Here is a 22,486-nt window from a genome sequence, read left to right as displayed (position 1 = left end):
CAACGATGGCCAGGCCAGCAAGCTATACGAGCAATTGCGGGAACAGCACCAGGATCACGCCCAGGACCAGCATCACCAGCCCGCTGGTAAATTTCAGCCAGCGCCCGGCCCTGTCTGTCAGCCTGCGGCTGCCCAGGGCGATAACCGCGATGCTTACCATCAACAGGTCGTCGGCGATGTAGGCAAGGATATAAAGCCCCAGGTAGGCGTAATACGCGCCGGCCCCCAGCTCCTGCCGGGACAGTACCGCTGTATAGATTGCCGGGAGCCCGGCCGTGCACAGCAGCTCGATAAAATTCACCAGGATCGCGAGCAGCGCAACGCCAACCAGTGACGCTGCCAGGCTATCGGCCCGCTGTACCCGCCTCAGCCGCTCGTAGAGCCCCGGTTTGGCGGATTCCGGGATCGACAGCATGTAGTCGCGCCCGCATTGGTCCCCGCTGCGGAAAAAGTCCCGGAGGTTGAGGGCACCGATCGCCAGCGCCACGCCTCCGAGCAACCAACGCAACAGTGCGGAAACCCCCACCAGCAGGAACAGGTTCAGCCAGGCTGCCATAAACATGTAGTAAACAGCCCCGCTGACCAGTACGAAGGTACCCGCAATCAATGCCATGCGACGACGATCCTGCAACCTGACCAGTATCGATAGCAGTACCAACAACACCCACATGGCACAGGGGTTGAAGCCGTCGATCAGTCCCAGGGCGATTGTGAACAGCGGCAGGCCAAGGTCGGCGACATCCAGTCCACCGGGGCCTGCCGCTTCAGTCTTTCCCGGCGTTGCAGCGCCTCTTTTCACCAGTTCCGTGAGTTGCGGCCCGGTAACCCCGGGGCTGGCAAAACCCACCAGTACCCGGTCCTCGATCACGAAAGTGGGCACGCCCGGTGGCCAGGCGCCGGCGCGGCGTGAGTGCCGGGCAAGGTCCTCAGCAGCTCGCGGGTCACTGTCCAGTGAGCGGTAGACAATGCGCAGCCCGGGGTGCTCGTGGGCGAACTGTGGCAGGTATTCCTTGGCTGCGGCACAATGGGGACATCCATCCCGCACGAATACTTCCAGCACCTGTTCCGCTTTCGCCTGATCCGCCACTGCCGCACCGGCCAGTGACAGCAAAACCAGCATGGTCCGGACAGGAACCGACAATCGTACTCGCCAGCCTGGGGCGGGCAAGACTTGCCAGCACATCCGAAGTGTTTGCAGAAAACTCATTGGCAACCGCTGTATTGGCATGTCACTGTTCAGTAAAGACGTAATGGCAGTGGCAGGCTTCCGGCCGTGAGTGCAACCGTATAGCTAGCCCGGAATGCAGCTGGATTCCCCGGTTGGCACTGCCGGAGAAGGCCCCGCCGATCTGGCCGGGGCTGCTAATGTTTGTTTATCCAGTTCCCCCAATCCCGAGTTGCAATGCCTGACAGCAACCCCCAGCGCCAGTGGCAATCCCTGTCGCCCCGGGAAGTGACCGCGTTACTCGACAGTAGCGATGCGGGCCTGACCACGGCAGAGGCCAGCCGGCGGCTCTCAACATATGGCCCCAACGCGCTGCCAACGCCACGCCTGCCCGGGTTCCCGCGGCTCTTCCTGCGCCAGTTCGCCAGCCCACTGATCTATGTGCTGCTGGCGGCGATGGCGGTATCCCTGGGTGTCGGCAAGCTGGCGGATGCCACGTTTATCGGGTTGATTCTGCTGCTCAATGCGTTAATCGGGGCCCTGCAGGAGTACCACGCCCATCGCAGTGCGCAGGCCCTGCGCAAACTGATGGTGAACCGGGTACAGGTAGTGCGGGACGGCGAAACCATCGAGATTCCTGGAGAGGAGCTGGTACCGGGAGACCTGGTGCTGCTGGGTTCAGGGGATCGGGTACCGGCCGACCTGTACCTGCTAGAGGCAAAAGGCCTGGAAGTGGATGAGTCCGTCCTTACCGGTGAGTCATTGCCGGTGGGCAAGGACAGTGACCTACTCTGTGCACCGGACGCACCGCTGGCGGAAAGGTTCAACCAGTGTTTCGCTGGCAGCCTGGTTGCCTCGGGCCGTGGCAGGGGGGTGGTCACCGGTACCGGCCTCGCGACCGAGGTTGGCAAGCTGAGCCTGAGCCTGGAATCTGCGGAGGAGGCGAAGCCACCGCTGTTCCAGCGTATCGAGCGCTTCAGCAAAAAACTCACCATCGCGTTACTGGTCAGCGTGGCGCTGCTGGCTGCGATCGAACTCGCCCGGGATACCCCGCCACTATTGATATTCATGACGGCGGTAGCCCTGGCAGTTTCTGCCATTCCCGAGGGCCTGCCGATGGCGCTGACGGTGGTGCTTTCCATTGGCACACGTCGTATGGTCAGGCGGCATGTCATTGTCCGCAAACTGGTAGCCGTGGAGAGCCTGGGCTCCTGCACCGTTATTGCCGCTGATAAAACCGGCACCCTGACAGAGAACCGGCTCACGGCCAGCGAGGTGGCCCTGCTGGACGACCGCAATTACCACATCGGCACAAATCATCCCAGCGACGAGGTGATTGAGCGACTGTGTCGCGTCGCCGCGCTCTGCAACGAGGCGGAGGTACACAGGACAGATGATGGCCAGTGGCAGGGCAGCGGCGACGCTGTGGACCAGGCACTACTGGTCATGGCCTGTAAATGTGGTATCGAGCGCGGTCATTTACTGGCTCGATATCCGCTTTGCTCCCAGATCCACTACGAACCCGCTCTGGGGTATGCCGCGACCCTGCACAATGACGGCGAACGGGGACTTAGCTGCGTGAAGGGCGCGCTGGAAAAACTGTTGCCCATGTGCAGCAGCATGGCCACTGCAGCGGGCGATGTCCCCCTGGACAACAGTCGCGCTCTGGACGCGATGAAGAGCCTGGCCGAGCGCGGGGCGCGGGTCCTTGCGCTGGCCGAGGGCAAACTGCCCGCAAGCGACCGTGTTTTCCCCGAACAACTGCATAACCTTTGCCTGCTGGGATTGGTCGGCATGGTGGATCCACTGCGCCCGGAAGCGGCACAGGCGGTGTCAGACTGCCGTACCGCCGGCATCCATGTGTGCATGCTCACCGGCGACCATCCGCACACTGCCCTGAGCATTGCCCGGGAACTGAAACTTGCGGACAGTGAAGACGGGGCTGTGACCGGTATGGAGCTGGCACGGGCGGAGGCCCAGGGCAGCACGGCAGTCGACCAGCTGACATCCGGTACCCGTGTTTACGCGCGGGTTTCGCCGGAGCAGAAGCTGACCATTGTGCAATCGCTGCAGCGCCAGGGTGAGTTTGTCGCGGTAACCGGAGACGGGGTCAACGATGCCCCGGCGCTGCATAGCGCCCATGTCGGTGTGGCCATGGGAGAAAGGGGAACCGAGGTGGCGAAGGAATCCGCTGACCTGCTGCTGACCGACGACAATTTCGCCTCGGTGGTGGCCGGGGTAGAGGAGGGGCGCATCGCCTACCGGAATATCCGTAAGGTCGTGTTCTTCCTGATTTCCACTGGCGCCGCTGAAATTGTCCTGTTCGTATTGAGCACCGCCTTCGCAATGCCGTTACCGCTGACGCCGGTTCAGCTGTTATGGCTCAACCTGGTTACCAACAGTGTGCAGAGCGTGGGCCTGGCACTGGAGCCGGGAGAGGGTGATGAGATGCAGCGCCCGCCGCGCCCGCCCAGGGAGTCGCTGTTCGATCCGCTGATGTTACGCCGGGTCATTACCTCCGGCCTGGTGATGGGCGGTGTCGCCTTCAGTTGCTTTTACTGGCTCCTTCAGCAGGGCTGGCAGGTAGAGCAGGCGCGTAACAGTGTGCTGCTGCTGATGGTGCTGTTTGAGAATGTGCAGGTGTTCAACAGCCGCTCGGAAGTCCGCTCCATCTTCCACCAGCCGTTTTTCTCCAACCCGGTGCTGCTACTGGGGACACTGGCGGCCCAGGGTCTGCATATCCTGTCGATGTACTCGCCTCTGATGCAGGGTGTGCTGGGCGTTTCGCCAGTGAGCCTGGCACACTGGACAGGCCTGTTGTCGTTGGCGATGCTGCAGTTGCTGGCGATGGAGCTGCTGTTGCGCATTTCGAACTGGCGCGAGAGTAATACAGCTGCCGGATAGCGCGGTGAACCGCCACGTTTGGGAAATCTTCTGGGACATATTTTTCGCGGCCATGGGCCGCTCCTAAGAAATCCGTGAGTGTGCTTCACCCCTTGTAGGAGCGGCCCGCTGCCGCGATCGGGGCTCGATAACCCGGAGGTAATCGCGGCTGGCAGCCGCTCCTACAAAATCGGTGAGTGCGCATCCCCACCCGCAGGAGCGGCCGCTGGCCGCGACGCGACCGCCGGCTGCACCTATCCCGATTTTTTCTTTTCCTCGATGGCCGCCACCCTCTCGATGGTGCGCAACAATGCATCCGGGCTCAGGCTGATGGAATCGATCCCCAGTTCCACCAGGTACTCGGCCACTTCCGGGTAGTTCGACGGCGCCTCGCCGCAGATACCGGCCGGAATACCGTTGCGTTGTGCGCCCTCAATAGCGAGCCGCAGCATTTCCAATACGCCAGGATCCCGCTCGTCGAAATCAAAGGCGACAATGTCTGAATCCCGGTCTACACCGAGCACCAGCTGCGTCAGGTCATTGGAGCCGATGGAGATACCGTCGAACAGCTGGCTGAATGCGTCTATCTGCACCACGTTATTGGGGATCTCGCACATGACGTAGACCTCCAGGCCGTTCCTCCCCTGTTTCAACCCGTGGTCAGCCATCGCCTGCAACACCTGCTCGCCCTCGGGAATGCGTCGGCAAAAGGGAATCATCACCTTGATATTATCCAGGCCCATTGCTTCCCGTGCCCGTTTCAGGGCGGCACACTCCAGCGCAAAGCCATCGGCATAGGCCTCGTGGGCATACCGGGCGGCCCCCCGGAACCCCAGCATCGGGTTCTCTTCATGGGGCTCGAAGCCGGCTCCACCCACCAACCGCGCGTACTCATTGGTCTTGAAATCCGAAGTACGCACAATCACTGGCCGGGGGTAGAAAGCAGCGGCAATGGTACCGATTCCCTCGGACAGTTTTTCGATGAAAAATGCCCCACCACTTTCGTGACCGGCCGTCAGTTGCTGGAGCTTTTGCCTGTCCTTTTCATCGTCGACCCTCTCTGGGTGGGCCAGCGCCATCGGGTGGGCCATGATATGTTCATTGACGATAAACTCCATACGCGCCAGGCCGACACCATCGCAGGGCAGGGCACTCAGCCGAAATGCCTGGTCCGGGCTGGCCAGGTTGATCATCATCCTGGTCTCTGGCCGGGGAACATGGTCCAGCTCGATCGTGGTTACCTCGAACGGTATCTCCCCGTCGTAGACCCTGCCCACGTCACCCTGGGCGCAGGACAGGGTGACGATCTGGCCGGCCTGCAGGTTGCGGCCTTCGTCGCCAATGCCAACCACCGCCGGGATACCAAATTCCCGCGCAACAATGGCCGCATGACAGGTCCTGCCACCACGCTCGGTAACCAGTGCCGCCGCGCGCCGCATGGCCGGGCCCCAGTCGGGACTGGTGCTTTCGGCGAACAGTACCTCGCCATCCCCGAAGCCTGCCAGCTGGTCCACGCTGTCCACCCTGCGCAGGGTGCCACTGGCAATACCGGTACCGATAGCCCGCCCGCTGGCGCGCAGGGATTCGCTGTCTGGCTTTTCCCTGAAATGGTAACGCTTAAGCTGGTTACGCGGCTTCTGCGAGGCAACGGTTTCCGGCCGCGCCTGGAGGAGGTACAGCTGCCCGTCATCGCCGTCCTTTGCCCACTCCATATCCATGGGGCAGTCCACGCCCCGTACGCTGCTGTAATGCTTCTCGGTGCGAATCGCGTAATCCGCCAGGGTCAGTACATCGTCGTCATCCAGGCTGTAAATTTCGCGACGGGCCCCGGGGGTATCGATGTTATGCAGCTCCTGGCTGTTCAGGTCTTCATCGCAGACCAGTGTCTGCTGCTTGGCGCCCAGCTGGCGGCGCAAGACACAACGATGGCCCTGCTCGTAAGTTGGCTTGTGCACGTAGAACTCATCCGGGTCCACGGCCCCCTGAACGATATTTTCGCCCAGCCCATATGCCGAATTGATAAAGACTACGTCGCGGAAACCGCTGTCCGTGTCCAGGCTGAACATAACGCCACTGGCGGCCAGGTCCGCCCGGACCATTTTCATCACCGCGATGGTGAGTGCCACCTTGAAATGATCGAACCCGTTGCGCTCCCGGTAACTGATTGCACGCTCGGTAAATAACGACGCAAAACAGCGACGACAGGCCTCCAGTAGCCCTTCGGAGTCACCAATATTGAGGAAGCTGTCGTGCTGGCCGGCAAAGCTGGCGTCGGGCAGGTCCTCTGCGGTGGCGGAGCTGCGCACGGCAACCCTGAGCTGCGGGCCATACTGTTCGCACAGTTCGACATAGGCATCGGTGATTTCCCGGGCCAGGTCGTCCGGTAATCCTGATTCATACACGGCGTTACGGGCTTCCGCGGCAATCTGGCCCTGCTTATCACCTCCGGCATTGCCCACATCACGCAGCAGTTCGTGCAAAGTATCCCGGGTATTGCCCTGGTCCAGTACTGCGCGGTAGGCATTGGCGGTGATGGCAAACCCGTTGGGGACACGAATGCCCTGGGGCGCCAGGGCCCGGTACATTTCACCGAGAGAGGCGGTCTTTCCGCCAACTTCCGCGATATCGCCCAGTGAGATGCACTCAAACCAACGGATGTAATGACTGTGCGGCATGATACGGGTCCTCGGGCGAGACGGCTGGGTAAACAGGGTGCGTTGAGGAAACCGGCGGGTGCAGTAGTATCAGCTGATGGAGAGGGGGGGGGAGGGAGCGCCCCGGCGCGGCCCCCCGCCATGCCTGCCTGGTTACGATTCTGCGGTGAGATCAAGCCGGTAAATGAGCTGGGTGTGATCCTCGGGATCCGTATGGCATTCCCAACCCATGGCTTTGGCTACTTTCTGCAACCGTGTGTTTTCCGCCGAGTCAATCGAGTAGAGGTGGCCGACGCCCCTGGCCCGTGCCGACTCGATCAGTCGATTCAACAGCAGGGTGCCCAGGCCCTGCATCTGCCAGTCGTCCGCAACCACGACGGCACACTCAGCAGCTGCGCCACCCGCTTCCAGCGCGTAGCGGGAGACACCGATTTCCTTTTCTGCCCCATTTTCGCTGATGATGGCGATAAATGCCTCGCGCTGGTTGTGATCGACATCTGTCAGCCTTTCCAGCATCTGCTGGCTCGGTTTTCCGACACCGCCCAGGAACCGGAAATGACGGGACTCCGCCGACAGGTTGGTGATAAATTCCCGCTCCAGGTCAATATCGCCCCGGTTTATTGGGCGTATTGTCACCACCTGGCCATTCCGGAGCTTTTCCGTCACAGTTCGCGATAGTGCCTCTTGGTGCTGCTCCTCGGACATTGTCACCTGCCTCCTCTCAAGCTGGCCTGCCGGTTCCTACAATCAGCCTAAATAATAGATCTGCGTTGGTACTTAGGGCCAACCGCACAGATTTATTTACGCGCACCAGGGGGAATAACGGTCACGGCAGCACATGATGCAGGACTTTATATTGCAGGCAGGTGACCTGGACCTCCTGGTCCAGGCGATCCGAAAGGAAGGCTTCCAGGTGATGGGACCTGTGCTGCGTGACAAGGCAATTACCTACGACACCGTTGCGTCCGCCGCAGACCTGCCTCAGGGCTGGACCGATAGGCAGGAAAAGGGCTGTTACCGCCTGGAGCGCCGTGACGATGACGCCTATTTCGGCTATGCGGTCGGACCGCATTCATGGAAAAAATTCCTGCAGTTGCCGCGCCGACAGGTATGGAAGGCGCGCAAGGACACTAATGACATCCAGGTAACGGAAATTACTGAAGAGCCACCCCGAATGGCTTTTCTCGGCGTACGCAGCTGTGAGCTTCATGCCATCGCCATACAGGACCGGGTATTTGTCGACGACCAGCACTCCAATGAAAATTACGCCCACAGGCGCAGCAATCTGTTTATTGTCGCGGTGAACTGCACTTGCGCAGCCGCCACCTGCTTCTGCACCTCGATGAATACTGGACCGAAGGTGACCCTCGCCACTGACCTGGCGATGACCGAAGTAATCGATGGTGATGAGCATTATTTCCTGATTGGCAGCGATTCATACCGCGGCAGCCAGGTCCTGCGCCAGTTACCGGTGACGCCTTCTGGGAAACGGCACGAGGAGGCTGCGGCCCGGGGCGTTCAGAATGCCGTGCGCCAGATGGAAGAGGGGCCCCGCCGGTTTGACAGCTCCGACCTGAAGGAACTGCTCTACCGCAACTACGAGAGTGCATCGTGGGACCAGGTCGCCGAGCGCTGCCTGAGTTGCGCCAATTGCACCATGGCCTGCCCGACGTGCTTCTGCTCCACGGTGGAGGACACCACCGACCTGAGTGGCGACCATGCCGAACGCTGGGAGCGCTGGGATTCCTGTTTTACCGCTGACTTCAGCTATGTCACCGGTGGCCCCGTACGAGCCGATACGCGATCTCGCTACCGGCAGTGGATGACCCACAAACTGGCCACCTGGCACGACCAGTTCGGTTCTTCCGGCTGTGTGGGGTGCGGGCGCTGTATTACCTGGTGCCCGGTGGGTATCGACCTTACCGAGGAAGTGCGGAACATCCGTGAACTCGAGAAACCCGGCCCGGAGCAATAATGCAGAAGATCCCCGACATGCTCCGTGAACACCCTTTCTTCCGCGACCTGGCCCCGGCAGACCTGGAGTTCATCGCTGGCTGCGGAGAGAACGCTATATACGCTGCCGGGGACTACCTGGCACAGGAGAACGAGCCAGCGGACTACTTCTTCCTGATTCGCAAGGGCAGGGTCGCAGTGGAAACCTACCGTCCGGATCGTGGGCCAATCTGCCTGCAGACCCTCCATGACGGCGACGTCTTTGGCTGGTCCTGGCTGTTCCCCCCCTACCAGTGGACCTTCGACGGCCGCGCGATGGATCAGGTACACGCGATACGCCTCAACGGCAAGTGCCTGCGGGAAAAATGTGAGGCAGAGCCACGATTGGGGTTCCAGCTGATGCAGCGCTTTGCCCGGATCGCCACCGAGCGGCTACAGGCTGCGCGAATCCAGCTGCTGGATGTTTACGCCCAACCGTCTCCGCTGGTTGGGGATCGCCAGTGATTCCGCAGATGTACCGTATCGAGCATCGCCAGGAGGAATATCCCGGCACTTTCACGCTGCACCTGTCCCCTGAGCAGGACGATTCGGATGCCTTTCGTCCCGGGCAGTTCAACATGCTCTATGCCTTCGGTGCCGGCGAAGTCCCCATCTCGATGAGTGGCCCGGAATCGCGGGACGGGAGCCTGGTTCATACCATCCGCACACAGGGCCAGGTAACGGCCGCGCTGGAACGATTGCGGCGTGGGGACCAGGTGGGTGTTCGGGGCCCCTTCGGGAATGGCTGGCCGCTGGAAATAGCGGCCGGCAGTGACCTGGTGATTATCGCCGGTGGGCTGGGCCTGGCCCCGTTGCGACCGGTGATCTACAGCGTGTTGCGCAGCGGTATCCAGACCAGTCGCGTAAGGCTTTTCTATGGTGCGCGACGCCCGGCAGAGCGTCTCTTCCAGTCGGAACTGGAGCGGTGGATGCAAGCGCTGGAACTGGTGCAATCGGTCGATCACGCCGTCGACGAGTGGCAGGGGTATATCGGCGTTATTACCGACCCCCTGCAGGCAGCCGAGTTCGACGCGGCCAGGACGGTCGCCTTCGTCTGCGGCCCGGAGATCATGATGCGCTTCTGCATCCGGACCCTGCGCCAGGCGGGGGTACCGGAATCAGCTATCTTCCTTTCCATGGAGCGCAATATGAAGTGCGCAACGGGACACTGTGGACACTGCCAGTGGGGCCCGAATTTTGTCTGCAAGGACGGCCCGGTGTTCTGCTACGGGGATATCCGGCAGTGGTTCAACATCAGGGCCCTGTAATGATTCAGGTGACTGAGGGGCAGGAGCCTACTCGCAGGCGATGAGCCATATGCAAGAGCCCACCAAACCCAGACTGGCGGTATGGAAATTCGCTTCCTGCGACGGTTGCCAGCTCAGCCTGCTTGACTGTGAAGATGAACTTTTGCAGCTGGCGGACACAATCGATATTGCCTATTTCATGGAGGCCAGCAGCCGGCAGGTGGCGGGCCCCTATGATCTTTCCCTGGTGGAAGGATCCATCACCACCACAGAGGATGCGCACCGCATTCGTGAGGTACGCGCCCAGTCCCGCGCCCTGGTAACGATCGGCGCCTGCGCGACCGCCGGCGGAATCCAGGCACTGCGCAATTTTGCTGATGTAGAGGAATTTACAGCTGTCGTGTACGCCCACCCGCAATACATCGCCACCCTGGCAACCTCGACTCCCATCAGTGCCCACGTGCCGGTGGATTTCGAGTTACAGGGCTGCCCGATCAACAAGCGCCAACTGCTGGAGGTCATCAGCGCCTTCCTGCACCGACGCCCACCCCAGGTGCCGCCGCACTCGGTGTGTGTGGAGTGCAAGATCCGGGGCAATGTCTGTGTCTGGGTAGCCCACGGAACGCCCTGTATGGGCCCGGTAACACACGCCGGGTGCGGGGCCATTTGCCCCACCTATAACCGCGGCTGTTACAGCTGCTATGGCCCCAAGGAAAACCCCAATACGGAGTCCCTGTGCCACTGGTGGCGGGAAGAGCTCGGCGCTGAACGTGTCACGATCATTGAGAACCTGCGCAACTTCAATGCGGCCGCGCCGGCTTTCGAGCGGGAAAGCCGCCGCCAGGCCAGCACCGGCAACCAGGAGCAGGCCGATGGCCAGGACTAAAACCATCAAGGTGGATTACCTGGCCCGGGTCGAGGGCGAAGGGGCGCTGTATATCCGTTATGACGATGGCGGTGTGCACGACGTCAAACTCAAAATCTTCGAACCGCCGCGCTTCTTTGAGGGATTCTTGCGCGGCAGGGACTACCTTGAGGCCCCGGATATTACCGCGCGCATCTGTGGTATCTGCCCGGTGGCCTACCAGATGAGTTCTTTACATGCGATGGAGGACGCGCTTGGCCTGGCCCCCACACCGGAACTGCGGGCACTGCGCCGGCTGATCTATTGCGGTGAGTGGATTGAGAGCCACAGCCTGCATATCTATATGCTGCACGCGCCGGACTTCCTCGGCTATGAGAGCGCTGTGGCGATGGCAAAGGACCACCCGCAAATCGTGCAGGATGGGCTGGCGATCAAAAAGGCCGGCAATGCACTGGTGAGCCTGTTGGGTGGCCGGGAAATTCACCCGATCAATGTGCGCGTCGGCGGGTTTTACCGGGTGCCGGTGAGGGCTGAGTTGGAGCCATTGCGACAGCAGTTACTGCGGGCGCGGGATCTGGCAGTGGAGGGGGTTCGATGGGCTGCGTCATTATCATTCCCGAAGTTCGAACGGGCCGCGGCCGATCAATACGAGTTTGTCGCTCTCTCGCATCCGAACGAATACCCGATGAATGAAGGCCGTATCGTCTCCACCCGCGGCCTGGACATCCCGGTACAGGCCTATGATGCGCATTTCCGGGAAGAACACATCGAGTACTCCAATGCACTGCACAGTACGCTGGTGGAGCGGGGAGCCTATTTTGTCGGCCCCATGGCCCGCTATAACCTCAATTACGACCGCCTGTCGCCTCTGGTACAGGAGACGGCAGAGGATGTCGGCTTCCCACCATTCTGCGCCAACCCATTCAAGAGCATTGTGGTCCGTAGCCTGGAGGTGCTCTACGCGTTTGACGAGGCCCTGCGGATTATCGACAACTACCAGCAGCCACAGCAGGCTTACCTGGAAACGAAGCCGCGGGAGTCCCATGGGTGCGCGGCAACGGAAGCGCCGCGGGGGCTGCTCTACCACAGCTACGGGATCGACGATAAAGGCAAGATCACTGACGCCAGGATTGTCGCGCCCACCTCCCAGAACCAGAAGACCATCGAGGATGACCTGCGCCATATGCTGCCGCAGTACCTGCACTTGCCTGAGGACCGGCTGCAGGCCCAGTGTGAGCAGGCGATTCGCAATTACGATCCCTGCATCTCCTGCTCGACCCATTTCCTCCAATTGCACCTGGAACACGCGGGAGGCAACTCCGGGGGAAACGACGGGTGACACGGGACACGGTAAAGGGGTGGGCGATCATCAGCCTGGGCAACCGCTTTCGCGGTGACGACAGTGTGGGCCCGTACCTGTTACACCGGTTGCGCGACAGGCTCGGCGGTATTGCCGAGTATATTGAAAACAGCGGTGATATGACGAGGCTTCTGGACGACTGGAAGGCTCGCCCGGTTGTGCTCGTGGACGCTATGGTGGTCTCCGGCACGGCACCGGGTGAAATCATTCGTCTGGACGGACTGGATGAAACCCTGCCCGCAGGCCTGAGTATTACTTCAAGCCATGGCTTTACGCTGGCCGAAGCCCTGGAGCTCGCCAGGCTGCTCGATTCACTGCCGTTGACGCTGAGGATATTTGCCATCTGCGGCAAGGACTTTTCCACCAGCGCGACCATGACGCCCGCGGTGGAAGCCGCAGCAGCGCAGGTCGAACAGGAAATTCTGGAATTTTTGAAAGTTCAGGCAGGAGGCCCCTGATGCACGAACAGTCCCTGATCAAGGACCTGGTAGGAAAGATCCGGTTGCTGGCCGGTCGCGAGAGGGGCAGGCTGGTTGCCGCCAGGCTTCGCCTCGGTGCGCTGGCACATATCTCGGCGGATCACCTGCGTGAACACTTTGAGCGTGAGACTGCGGGCACGCCCCTGGAAGGCCTGCGACTGTATATCGATGAACTGTCCGATATACACCATTCTGAGGCCCAGCAGATCGTACTGGACAGCCTGGAGTTCGAGGGCACCGATGCAGAATAATTCGGTAGAGCGCCTGCGTATCGAGATCGGCGGGGTGGTCCAGGGGGTCGGCTTTCGCCCGTTTGTGCACCGCCTGGCGCACGGAAGTGGGCTGCATGGCTGGATCGCCAATGACGCCCGGGGCGTGTGCTTGGAAGTGCAGGGCAAGAGCGCAAAAATACGGGATTTTGTGCAGGGACTACAACAGCACAAACCCAAACACAGCCGCATCGACCGGCTGGTGAGCACACCCGTTCCCCTGCGGGATGATATCGGTTTCTTTATCCGTGAGAGTGACAGCGGTGCCGCACCGTCCGCGACTGTAATGCCCGACCTGGCGCCCTGTGATGACTGCCTGGCCGAGCTGTTCGACCCGGCGAACCGCCGTTACCGTTACCCCTTCATCAACTGCACGGCCTGCGGCCCGCGCTTCAGCATCCTGGAGCGCCTGCCTTACGATCGCGGCAACACCGCAATGAAAAGCTTCGCCCTGTGCGAACATTGCCACCGTGAATATACGGATCCCCGGGACCGGCGATTCCATGCGGAACCCAATGCCTGCGCCGAATGCGGCCCTCAGCTTGAACTTGTGGATCAGCGGGGCCGCTCTATCGCGCTCATGGGGCAGGCCCTGCAACTGGCAGCAGCCGCAATCGATAGCGGCCAGGTTGTCGCCCTCAAAGGCGTTGGCGGTTTCCAGCTTCTGGTCGATGCCAGTAACGAGAACGCTGTAAGGCGGCTGCGACAGCGCAAGCAGCGTCCGCACAAGCCTTTCGCGGTTTTGTACCCGGACCTCGCCACTGTGCGCAGGGACTGCCATGTCTCAAGGCAGGAGGAATCGTTGCTCTGTTCCCGGGAGAGACCGATTGTCCTGCTGACTGCAAAAGGTCAGGCTGACATGCATATCGCTGCAAGTATCGCCCCGCAGAATCCCTTACTGGGAGTCATGCTCCCGGCATCTCCCCTGCACAGCCTGCTGATGCAGATACTGCAACGCCCGGTGGTTGCCACCAGTGGCAACCTGGCGGGGGAGCCCATCTGCACCGACAATGCCCAGGCACTTGAGCGGTTGGGCGGGATCGCCGACCAGTTCCTGTTGCATGACCGCCCCATTGTGCGCGCACTGGATGACTCGGTACAGCGGATAATCGATGGCCAACCGGTGATGCTGCGCCGGGCGCGTGGCTATGCACCACTGCCATTACAGTTACCTGGGCAGGCCAGCAGTACTGACCGGGTCGCTGTAGGCGCGGACCTGAAAAACTGCGTGGCTATTGCCAGGGGGAATACCGTGCAGCTGAGCCAGCATATCGGTGACCTCGACAGCCCGATGGCAATGGAAGCCTTCAGGGGAGCAATCGAAGACCTAATGCGTTTCTACCAGCTGGATCGATGCGTGTTGCTCAACGACCTGCATCCCGGTTATGCGTCACACCGCTGGGCGGGATCCAGTGAGCTGGAAAATACCGGTATCCAACACCACCGGGCCCATTTCTTCTCCTGCATGGCAGAACATGCCCACTATGGGCCCGCCCTGGGTATCTGCTGGGATGGCACCGGCTATGATGGCGACGGCGCCATACGTGGAGGAGAGTTCCTGCGCTGGGATGGCAGCACTACGGTTACCCCGTTTGCCAGCCTGCGGGAATTCTCTCTCCCGGGAGGCGAGCGTGCTGTGCGGGAGCCGCGCCGAACTGGCGCCAGTGTGCTGTTCGAAGCCCTGGGCGACGGGGCGGAGACCCAACAATACCTGAGCAGGCAATTCAGCAGCAGCGAAATCAGGATTCTCAAATGCATGCTCGAACGGGAACTCAACAGCCCCCGCTGTAGCAGCGTCGGCCGCCTGTTTGATGCGGTGGCGTCACTGCTGGGTCTTGCCTCTGAAGTCACATTTGAGGGGCAGGCGGCGATGGCGGTGGAGCATGCCGCACTGGAATCAGATGATTCATCCAGTTACCCATTCGGGCTGCAGCAGCGTGGCGGTCTCTGGCTTGTCGACTGGGCGCCGGTTATTACCGCGTTGCTGGAAGCAGGAGCTGCAGGGACCGAAGTTGCGGACAGGGCTGCCGCGTTTCACAACACCCTGGCCCGGATGATACTGGCCATCGCGCAAAAAGCCGGGGAGGACAATATCTTCCTGTCCGGCGGGGTTTTCCAGAACCGGCGACTGGTTGAGACCACTGCGAAATTGTTGCGGCAGGCCGGGTTCCGTGTCCACTGCCACGGCAGTGTGCCTCCGAACGACGGTGGTATCGCGCTGGGGCAGGTTTACTATGCCTGCTGTATGGCATCCCCTGGGACGCATAAAGGGGAGGGCAGTACCCTGTGTGTTTAGGTATCCCCGGACGCGTGGAGGCGTTTCTCAACACCGAGCCCCTGGAGCGCAGTGCCAGGGTCAGTTTTGGCGGCATCTCCAGGGAGGTGAACCTGGCGTATGTCCCGGAAGCCGACGTAGGTGACTATGTGATTGTTCATGTGGGGTTTGCCATCAGCCGGGTCAACGAGGATGAGGCCCGCAGGATATTCCGTTACCTGGAGGAGATTGGGGAGTTGGGTGAACCATGAAATACCTGGATGAGTATCGCCAGCGGGACAGTATCGAAAAGGTCGCGGCAGAAATTGCCCGGCTCAACACCAGGCCCTGGACCATTATGGAAGTCTGTGGCGGCCAGACCCATGCCATTGTCAAATACGGGCTACAGCAGTTCCTGCCTGCTGCAGTGGAACTGGTCCATGGACCGGGTTGCCCGGTATGCGTGACGCCGCTGGAAGCCATCGACCGCGCGATCGCCATTGCCTCCAGGCCGGAGGTTATTTTCTGCTCCTTCGGCGATATGCTGCGGGTGCCCGGGAGCGATCGTGACCTGCTGTCGGTCAAGGCCGCAGGTGGGGATATCCGTATCGTCTATTCGCCCCTGCAGGCGGTCACGTTGGCAGAAGAGAATCCGGACAGGGAAGTGGTCTTCTTCGCCATAGGCTTCGAGACTACTGCCCCCGCCAATGCCATGGCGGTATTCCTGGCCCGGGAGAAGGGCCTGCGGAATTTCTCCCTGCTCGTCTCCCACTTCCTGGTGCCACCGGCGATCGAATCCATCTGCTCTGCGAAAAACTGTCGCGTGCAGGGTTTCCTGGCGGCCGGGCATGTGTGTGCGGTAATGGGCTACGAGCAGTACCCGCCACTGGCAAGGAAATACCAGATCCCCATTGTGGTCACCGGCTTCGAACCGCTGGATATCCTCGAGGGTGTGATGCTCTGCCTGCGGCAGCTGGAGGAGGGCAGTTGCCGGGTGGAAAACCAGTATGCCCGCGCAGTAGAACGCCATGGCAACCTGCCCGCACAGGAAATGGTCAGGCAGGTATTCGAAGTCGTCGACCAGAACTGGCGCGGGGTTGGCGCAGTCGCTGCCAGTGGGCTGCGCCTGCGGCAGGACTTCGCCCTGTTCGATGCCGGGCGCAGGTTCTGCACCGATATTATTGCCCGGGCGGATACCAGTGGCTGCATCAGTGGGGAGATCATGCAGGGGCATAAAAAACCCGGTGATTGCCCACATTTTGGTAACAGCTGCCGACCGGAAAAGCCCCTCGGCGCGCCCATGGTTTCATCCGAGGGCGCCTGTGCCGCCTACTACGGCTACCGCAGACAGGAACCTGCCAATGAACATTGACTGCCCACTACCTGCAGATACCGGCGAAATCGTGCGCCTGGGCCACGGCAGTGGGGGAGAACTCAGCCAGAGGTTGCTACGGGATTGTGTCTTCCCGCATTTCAATAATTCCTGGATTGCCCAGGGGCACGACAGCGCTACGCTACCACCGGCAACCGGGCAGGTGGTATTCACCACCGACTCATTTGTGGTTACTCCACTGTTTTTCCCCGGTGGCGATATCGGCAGGCTCGCGGTATACGGCACCGTAAACGACCTGGCCATGAGTGGTGCCAGGCCGCTGTACCTGAGTTGCAGCCTGATCCTGGAAGAGGGGCTGCCCCTGGATACCCTGACCAGGGTGATGTCCTCGATGGGCGCGGCGGCCACGCGCTGTGGCGTGCAGCTGGTGACCGGGGACACCAAAGTGGTGGAGCGGGGCAAGGGTGATGGTATCTATATCAATACCGCCGGCATTGGCGTACTGCACGAATCGTTCACGATAGAACCCGGCCAGATCCGGCCCGGTGACGTGATTCTGCTGTCCGGGGATATCGGTCGCCATGGCATGGCGGTAATGGCCCGTCGCGAGGGACTGGAGTTTGATTCCCCGCTGCAAAGTGACTGCGCACCCCTGCACCGACCCGTGCAAAATCTGCTGGACGCAGGCATCAGCATCCACTGCCTGCGTGACCTGACCCGCGGCGGCCTGGCTACGGCACTGGTGGAGCTTGCGGAAACCGCCGGCAGGGAATTCCTGGTGCGGGAGGCCGACATTCCCACCTGTGATGCCGTGCGGGGCGCCTGCGAAATGCTGGGCCTGGACCCGTTTTATGTGGCCAATGAGGGGCGCTTTATTGCTTTTGTGCCCGCGGACCAGGTTGAATCGGCACTGGCCGTGCTGGAATCAGATCCAGTCACAGTGGGGAGCCGGGCCATCGGAACAGTTACTGGTGGAGATCGCCAGCAGGTTATCCTGCAGAACGCATTGGGCTGTGATCGGCTGTTGCACCGGTTGCCCGGCGAGCAGCTGCCGCGGATCTGTTGAAGGATTCCATGGCCAAGGCAGTGAGGCGCGGCACATAAATATTTATGTAAATCGTTCGCACGGGCTCACCATAAATAGTTATGTATAATGCACATAAAACTTTATGTGAGCTCAATATGGCGTCAATCATCATCGACGGCAGGAATGCGGACACAAAGCGGGTATCTATCAGCCTGGACCAGTTCTTATGGCAGCTTGTCTGCGCAGATTTCGGCACAGAGGCTGAGGCACGCACCTGGGTCCGCGAATACATGTCAACACTTCATACCAGCAAGGGCCTTACTGCGATTGTTCGCGACCACTGCCTGCACCGCATCGCAAAGCCGTCGCTGCTGCGTCGCGTTCAGGGTCTGGAGGGCCAGATGGATATTGACGACATCTGAGGATGTGCGAATCGTGACTGCAGGCTAACTTGAAGGGACTCACGCCCAGGAGCAAAGCACCAACTAACGTCCGCTAATGTGAGCCAGGAGGGGCAATTCAGGTGTGGGGTGATCGCCGCAAAGGAGCTCATCAGAGATCAGGCATGTGGGCACGTATTCTGGGATTGATTGGCGCAGGGATTCTGCGGCTGCAATGCACAACATGGCGCGTTGAAATCGAGGGGCTGGACCGCCTGGATGATGTGCGTTACAGGGGCAAGCGGCTTTTAGTTGTGTTCTGGCATGGCCAGTATCTGCCGCTGTTCACCCTGTTACGCGGGAGAAAGGCTTGTGTTTTTGCGAGCCATTCGTTTCGGGGAGCAATTATCTGTGAGATATGCCGTCACTTTGGCTATACATGTATCCAGTTACCAGCCCGGTATAACGAAGCAAATTTGCTTGATCTCATGCGGGCCGAGCTAGTTACGCAATCTGCTGCCGCGCTTGCCGTGGATGGACCGCTCGGGCCTTATCATGTGGTAAAAAGGGGGGCGATTGAGCTTGCCTCATCACTGGGTTTTCTCCTTGTTCCCGTGTCCACTGCAAGCCGTCGCAAACACGTCATGAATCGGCGATGGGACCGTATGGAACTGCCGGGGATGTTCACGCGGGTGGCACTTGTTGCCGGTGAACCGCTACGAATTCCGTCCGACATTGATCACAAAGATATTCCATTCTGGGAAGATAAAGTCCACCAGGCGCTAGAAGCCGTGGATAAGAAGGCGAGTGAGCTGGTGAGCAGAGATTGAACGTTCGCGGTAAGTCACGTGGCTTACCGTTGGTGGGCTCGAAGGAACCGCCTGGTTTAGCTGGCCATACAGGACAAGCACTGGCTGTCGGCTCCCCCAACCATAGTTCGCATAATATAGATTATGTTAAATTAGGTATTCACATAACACACCTGACACCAACAATGGGGGCTACAATTGCACCCCTGTTCCCTGAATCTGGTGCTGGCAACCGTTATGGCAAGCAGGTTCCCCGATCACGCCGCCAATGAGCGCACCTTTCTCGCCTGGGTGCGAACCGCCGTGGCTGTCGTCGGCTTTGGGCTTGCCGCGGGCCGGCTGGGCCAGCAACCGGTGTCACCGTGGTCCGAGGTTGCCATGCTCGCAAGTGGCGGCCTGGTGATCCTGCTGGCATACCTGCGAATGCGCGTGCACCGCAAGCAAATCGATAACCAGGCCGAGCCCGATGATAAGGTCAGTAAATTTGACCTCTTGCTGGTGATCCTGATCGCCGACCTGTTTGTCCTGATGGCCGTCTTTACCGCGCACCTGGCGTGACCAGGGCTCGCCCGGGGATCAGAGGATACGCTCTGTTGCTGCGCTTTCCTCCAGGCAGACGCCGACCAGCTTCGATGCCGGTGTGAAACTGCCGATACCGTAGTTCTCCAGTAGCACCAGCGGGTTGGTCTCGGGGTAATAGGCGGCGGCCTGCCCCGGGGGTATGTCATAGGCAACCAGGGTAAATCCCTCCACTCTCCGATCGACATCATCATCCCACAGGGAGACGATGTCCACTCGCTGTCCCTCGCTGAAACCCAGCCGGCTGATATCCTCCCGATTGGCGAACAGTACCTGGCGGCTACCGGTGATACCCCGGTAGCGGTCGTTTGGGCTGTATACAGTGGTGTTGAACTGGTCGTGGGAGCGCATGGTTTGCAGTTGCAGGTCTGGCCGGCGCTCGCCCTTGTCGCACATCTCACTTCGCACCAGCGAATCCAGTAGCGGGTTGGATTTGAAGTTGGCCTGGCCGGAAGCGGTTTTCCAGTGTCGTTTGGCCGCCGCGTTTTGCAGGTAAAAGCCGCCGGGCTGCCCGATCCTGCGGTTAAAGTCATCAAACCCGGGAATGACGCTCTCGATCAGGTCCCTGATCCGGCTGTAGTCTTCCACCAGATGCAGCCAGTCGACAATCTCACTACCTACAGTGGCATTGGCGATGCCCGCAACTATGGCACTTTCCGAGCGGATCCGGGACGACAATGGCCGCAGCTGCCCATAGGATGCGTGCACCATGCTGAACGTGTCTTCCACCGTTACCGCCTGGGGACCCGCAGCCTGCTCGTCGATATCCGTGCGCCCCAGGCACGGCAGGATCAGGGCCTCGCGACCGGTAACCAGGTGGCTGCGGTTGAGCTTGGTACTGATCTGGACCGTTAAATCACACGATCGCAGCGCCTCGTGCGTACGCTGGCTGTCCGGGGTCGCTTGGGCAAAGTTGCCCCCCAGACCGATAAACACCTTGATCCGGCCCTCGATCATGGCGCCGATGCCCTGCACCACGTTCACACCCGGTTCCCGTGGGCAGCTAAAACCAAAGCGCTTTTCCAGGGAATCGAGAAAATCCGCAGCGGGCCTCTCGTTGATGCCCATAGTCCGGTCACCCTGGACATTGCTGTGCCCGCGAATCGGGCTGGCACCGCAGCCGGGCCGGCCTATCTGGCCGCGCAGGAGAAGCAGGTTGGTGAGCTCCTGTATCGTCGCCACACCGTGATAATGCTGGGTAATCCCCATGCCCCAGCAGAAAATCACGCGTTTACCGCGAGCATAAATATCGGCGATCTGTTCCAGCTCTTCTTTTTTAAGCCCACTCTGCTGCAGGATATGCTCCCAGGGAGTCTCCGTTACCAGTTCCCGGTATTCGCCGAAGCCATTGCAGTGCTCACGGATAAATTCAAGGTCCAGGGGGCCGGCGCCACCATCGTTGTCCGCCCTCTCCTGTCGCTCGAACAAAATCTTGGCCACGCCGCGTGCCACTGCCATATCACCGCCGAGTGCGGGGCGAAAATATGCGCTGCTGGTTGGTGTCGCTCCGTCTGTCAGCATTTCAACCGGGTTCTGGGGCGCCTGGAACCGTTGCAGGCCCGCTTCCCGAAGCGGGTTGATTGCCACTACCTGTGCTCCCCGCTTGACCGCCCTGCTGACCGGGTCCAGCATGCGCGGCGCATTGGAGCCCGGATTCTGGCCGAAAATAAACAGGGTATCCGCCTGTTCGAGGTCTTCGTAGGTGCAGGTCCCCTTCCCCACCCCGATACTTTCTTTCAGGGCATAGCCGCTTGCCTCGTGACACATATTGGAGCAGTCCGGGAGGTTGTTGGTACCGAAAACCCGCGCGAACAGCTGGTAGAGAAAAGCCACTTCATTGCTGGCGCGCCCGGACGTGTAAAAGGCGGCTTCGTCCGCCGACGCAAGCGCATTCAGGTGCCGGCCAACCAGCTCGAACGCTGCATCCCAGGAAATCGGACGGTAATGGTCACCCTCGCTGTCAAAGTACATCGGTTCGGTCAGCCGGCCCTGGAACTCAAGCCAGTAGTCCGTGTGTCGCAACAGGTCAGTGATGCTGTTTTCCCGGAAAAATGCGGCATCAACCCTGCGACTGGTCGCCTCCCAGTTTGTGGCCTTGGCGCCGTTCTCGCAGAAGCGGATCCGGCCCTCATCAGGGGCCTCACCCCAGGCACAGCTCGGGCAGTCAAATCCACCGTGGTGATTGATACGCAGTAGCAACAGCAGGTTTTTCAGGGCCTGCTGGCTGGCCCGGGTCGTATGGGCCACGCTGCGCAGGGCGCCCCACCCCGCCGCGGGCCTGCGATAGGGGTGAAACCGAAAGGGCTCTATCGGGGGCTTCATAGGCATTCCTCATCCGACTCCGGTGCCGGGCTATAGATCCGCCCTTCGCCCCGGGCGGTCTGGTGTAACAGGTTGAGGCCACAGTCCCGGGCCCAGCGCACGCTGAAATCACTTGGTGCAGACAGGCTCACCAGGGTGCCGACCCCCGCCCTTACCGCTTTCTGCACCAGCTCCAGGCCACAGCGGCTGGTAACCGCAACGAATCCCTGCTCGAGTGCGATTCCCTGGCGAAAGCAGGCACCCAGCAGTTTATCCAGCGCATTGTGGCGACCGATATCTTCCCGGCAAAGTAACGTTTGTCCGTGCGAGCTCACATACAGTGCGGCATGCATGGCCCCGCTGTGGTGACGATGTTTTTGTACCTGCTGAAAGCGTTCCCGCACCGAGCGGAGGTGGGCCTGTGGTGGGAGGGGCCGATTGGGGCCAATCGAGTTCGCCGGGGGGCGTAACAGGGCCTGCTGAAGCGCCTCGGTTCCGCAGAGCCCGCAGCTGCCGCTGCCTGCCAGGTTTCTCCGCATGGCTTTCAGGCCGTGCAGTGCCCGCTGGACCAGGGTGATCTCCAGGCAGGCGCTATGCTGCTGGTAGTCGACACTGATATCGAGAATTTGATCCGGAGAATCGATAACCCGGTTACTGATACTGAACCCAACGGCAAAATCCGCCAGGTTGTCCGGGGTCGCCATCATTACGGCGTGATTCAGGCCGTTATAGCTGATGGCAATTGCGGCTTCCTGTGCCAGCCCCTGGCGGTGGGCCTGAGAACGGTCGGCCCCGGAATCCCCGCCTTCCGGTAAGCAGTAAGTATCAGTGCCAGCCTCCCGACTCCCGGGGATTGCATCCACGGATTGGCATTCGGGCATATTCGCGC

Annotated in this window: 20 protein-coding genes; 15 read left to right on the top strand and 5 right to left on the bottom strand. The window is 60.7% G+C overall.

Annotation, left to right across the window (positions count from 1 at the left end; translation table 11 throughout):
* Positions 1-22: 22 nt before the first annotated feature.
* On the bottom strand, positions 23-1,141 hold the full coding sequence (locus ACH6CX_RS01410; RefSeq protein WP_396674415.1) for a glutaredoxin family protein: 1,119 nt from the start codon (positions 1,139-1,141) through the stop codon (positions 23-25).
* Positions 1,142-1,402: 261 nt separating this feature from the next.
* On the opposite strand from ACH6CX_RS01410, the gene ACH6CX_RS01405 reads away from it, so the two are divergent.
* On the top strand, positions 1,403-4,069 hold the full coding sequence (locus ACH6CX_RS01405; RefSeq protein WP_396674413.1) for a cation-translocating P-type ATPase: 2,667 nt from the start codon (positions 1,403-1,405) through the stop codon (positions 4,067-4,069).
* 233 nt (positions 4,070-4,302) lie between these two features.
* Here the strand turns inward: ACH6CX_RS01405 and ppsA are convergent, their stop codons facing one another.
* Both ppsA and ACH6CX_RS01395 read right to left on the bottom strand, forming a co-directional pair.
* Positions 4,303-6,723, bottom strand: coding sequence for a phosphoenolpyruvate synthase (gene ppsA / locus ACH6CX_RS01400; protein ID WP_396674411.1), 2,421 nt, complete (start codon positions 6,721-6,723; stop codon positions 4,303-4,305).
* Between the two features lie 132 nt (positions 6,724-6,855).
* Positions 6,856-7,407, bottom strand: coding sequence for a GNAT family N-acetyltransferase (locus ACH6CX_RS01395; protein ID WP_232942506.1), 552 nt, complete (start codon positions 7,405-7,407; stop codon positions 6,856-6,858).
* A 136-nt stretch (positions 7,408-7,543) separates the two neighbouring features.
* On the opposite strand from ACH6CX_RS01395, the gene ACH6CX_RS01390 reads away from it, so the two are divergent.
* From ACH6CX_RS01390 to ACH6CX_RS01325, 14 genes are all read left to right on the top strand, one after another.
* Entirely contained in the window at positions 7,544-8,677 is a 1,134-nt protein-coding gene (locus ACH6CX_RS01390) for a 4Fe-4S dicluster domain-containing protein (RefSeq protein ID WP_396674409.1), read from the top strand.
* Complete coding sequence (locus tag ACH6CX_RS01385) at positions 8,677-9,159, top strand: cyclic nucleotide-binding domain-containing protein (RefSeq protein WP_232942502.1); 483 nt, start codon at positions 8,677-8,679, stop codon at positions 9,157-9,159. Before ACH6CX_RS01390 ends, ACH6CX_RS01385 begins: the two co-directional genes overlap by 1 nt.
* On the top strand, positions 9,156-9,962 hold the full coding sequence (locus ACH6CX_RS01380; protein WP_396674407.1) for an FAD/NAD(P)-binding protein: 807 nt from the start codon (positions 9,156-9,158) through the stop codon (positions 9,960-9,962). The genes ACH6CX_RS01385 and ACH6CX_RS01380 overlap by 4 nt, the downstream gene beginning before the upstream one ends.
* A gap of 40 nt (positions 9,963-10,002) precedes the next feature.
* Positions 10,003-10,827: an oxidoreductase gene (locus ACH6CX_RS01375; RefSeq protein ID WP_237061469.1), complete on the top strand. Its 825-nt coding sequence runs from the start codon at positions 10,003-10,005 to the stop codon at positions 10,825-10,827.
* Entirely contained in the window at positions 10,814-12,145 is a 1,332-nt protein-coding gene (locus ACH6CX_RS01370) for a Ni/Fe hydrogenase subunit alpha (protein WP_396674405.1), read from the top strand. Before ACH6CX_RS01375 ends, ACH6CX_RS01370 begins: the two co-directional genes overlap by 14 nt.
* Complete coding sequence (locus tag ACH6CX_RS01365) at positions 12,142-12,624, top strand: hydrogenase maturation protease (RefSeq protein WP_334078876.1); 483 nt, start codon at positions 12,142-12,144, stop codon at positions 12,622-12,624. The genes ACH6CX_RS01370 and ACH6CX_RS01365 overlap by 4 nt, the downstream gene beginning before the upstream one ends.
* Complete coding sequence (locus tag ACH6CX_RS01360; RefSeq protein ID WP_232942493.1) at positions 12,624-12,896, top strand: hydrogenase/urease maturation nickel metallochaperone HypA; 273 nt, start codon at positions 12,624-12,626, stop codon at positions 12,894-12,896. Before ACH6CX_RS01365 ends, ACH6CX_RS01360 begins: the two co-directional genes overlap by 1 nt.
* Positions 12,886-15,210 (top strand): carbamoyltransferase HypF, encoded by a 2,325-nt coding sequence (gene hypF / locus ACH6CX_RS01355; RefSeq protein ID WP_396674402.1) that lies wholly within the window; start codon positions 12,886-12,888, stop codon positions 15,208-15,210. The genes ACH6CX_RS01360 and hypF overlap by 11 nt, the downstream gene beginning before the upstream one ends.
* A complete protein-coding gene (locus tag ACH6CX_RS01350) occupies positions 15,201-15,440 on the top strand; it encodes a HypC/HybG/HupF family hydrogenase formation chaperone (protein ID WP_232942489.1) in 240 nt (79 codons plus the stop codon). Before hypF ends, ACH6CX_RS01350 begins: the two co-directional genes overlap by 10 nt.
* Positions 15,437-16,540: a hydrogenase formation protein HypD gene (gene hypD, locus ACH6CX_RS01345; RefSeq protein ID WP_232942487.1), complete on the top strand. Its 1,104-nt coding sequence runs from the start codon at positions 15,437-15,439 to the stop codon at positions 16,538-16,540. Before ACH6CX_RS01350 ends, hypD begins: the two co-directional genes overlap by 4 nt.
* Positions 16,530-17,567: a hydrogenase expression/formation protein HypE gene (hypE, locus tag ACH6CX_RS01340; RefSeq protein ID WP_334078878.1), complete on the top strand. Its 1,038-nt coding sequence runs from the start codon at positions 16,530-16,532 to the stop codon at positions 17,565-17,567. Before hypD ends, hypE begins: the two co-directional genes overlap by 11 nt.
* A gap of 116 nt (positions 17,568-17,683) precedes the next feature.
* On the top strand, positions 17,684-17,950 hold the full coding sequence (locus tag ACH6CX_RS01335; protein ID WP_232942483.1) for a hypothetical protein: 267 nt from the start codon (positions 17,684-17,686) through the stop codon (positions 17,948-17,950).
* A gap of 143 nt (positions 17,951-18,093) precedes the next feature.
* The gene (locus tag ACH6CX_RS01330) at positions 18,094-18,738 is read left to right on the top strand and encodes a lysophospholipid acyltransferase family protein (protein ID WP_237061460.1); all 645 of its coding nucleotides are present in this window, start codon (positions 18,094-18,096) and stop codon (positions 18,736-18,738) included.
* Positions 18,739-18,954: 216 nt separating this feature from the next.
* Positions 18,955-19,275 (top strand): YidH family protein, encoded by a 321-nt coding sequence (locus ACH6CX_RS01325; RefSeq protein ID WP_232942479.1) that lies wholly within the window; start codon positions 18,955-18,957, stop codon positions 19,273-19,275.
* Between the two features lie 18 nt (positions 19,276-19,293).
* Here ACH6CX_RS01325 and ACH6CX_RS01320 read toward each other — a convergent pair whose 3' ends face one another.
* Complete coding sequence (locus ACH6CX_RS01320; protein ID WP_334078879.1) at positions 19,294-21,618, bottom strand: FdhF/YdeP family oxidoreductase; 2,325 nt, start codon at positions 21,616-21,618, stop codon at positions 19,294-19,296.
* On the bottom strand, positions 21,615-22,478 hold the full coding sequence (gene fdhD, locus ACH6CX_RS01315; protein ID WP_396674398.1) for a formate dehydrogenase accessory sulfurtransferase FdhD: 864 nt from the start codon (positions 22,476-22,478) through the stop codon (positions 21,615-21,617). The genes ACH6CX_RS01320 and fdhD overlap by 4 nt, the downstream gene beginning before the upstream one ends.
* Positions 22,479-22,486 lie beyond the last annotated feature (8 nt).

Origin of the sequence: Microbulbifer sp. JSM ZJ756 (genome assembly GCF_044383805.1) — a bacterium.
In the GTDB taxonomy this organism is placed as follows: Bacteria; Pseudomonadota; Gammaproteobacteria; order Pseudomonadales; family Cellvibrionaceae; genus Microbulbifer; species Microbulbifer zhoushanensis.
Note: the sequence above shows the minus strand (reverse complement) of the source record. Positions and strands in the feature narration are given on the sequence as shown.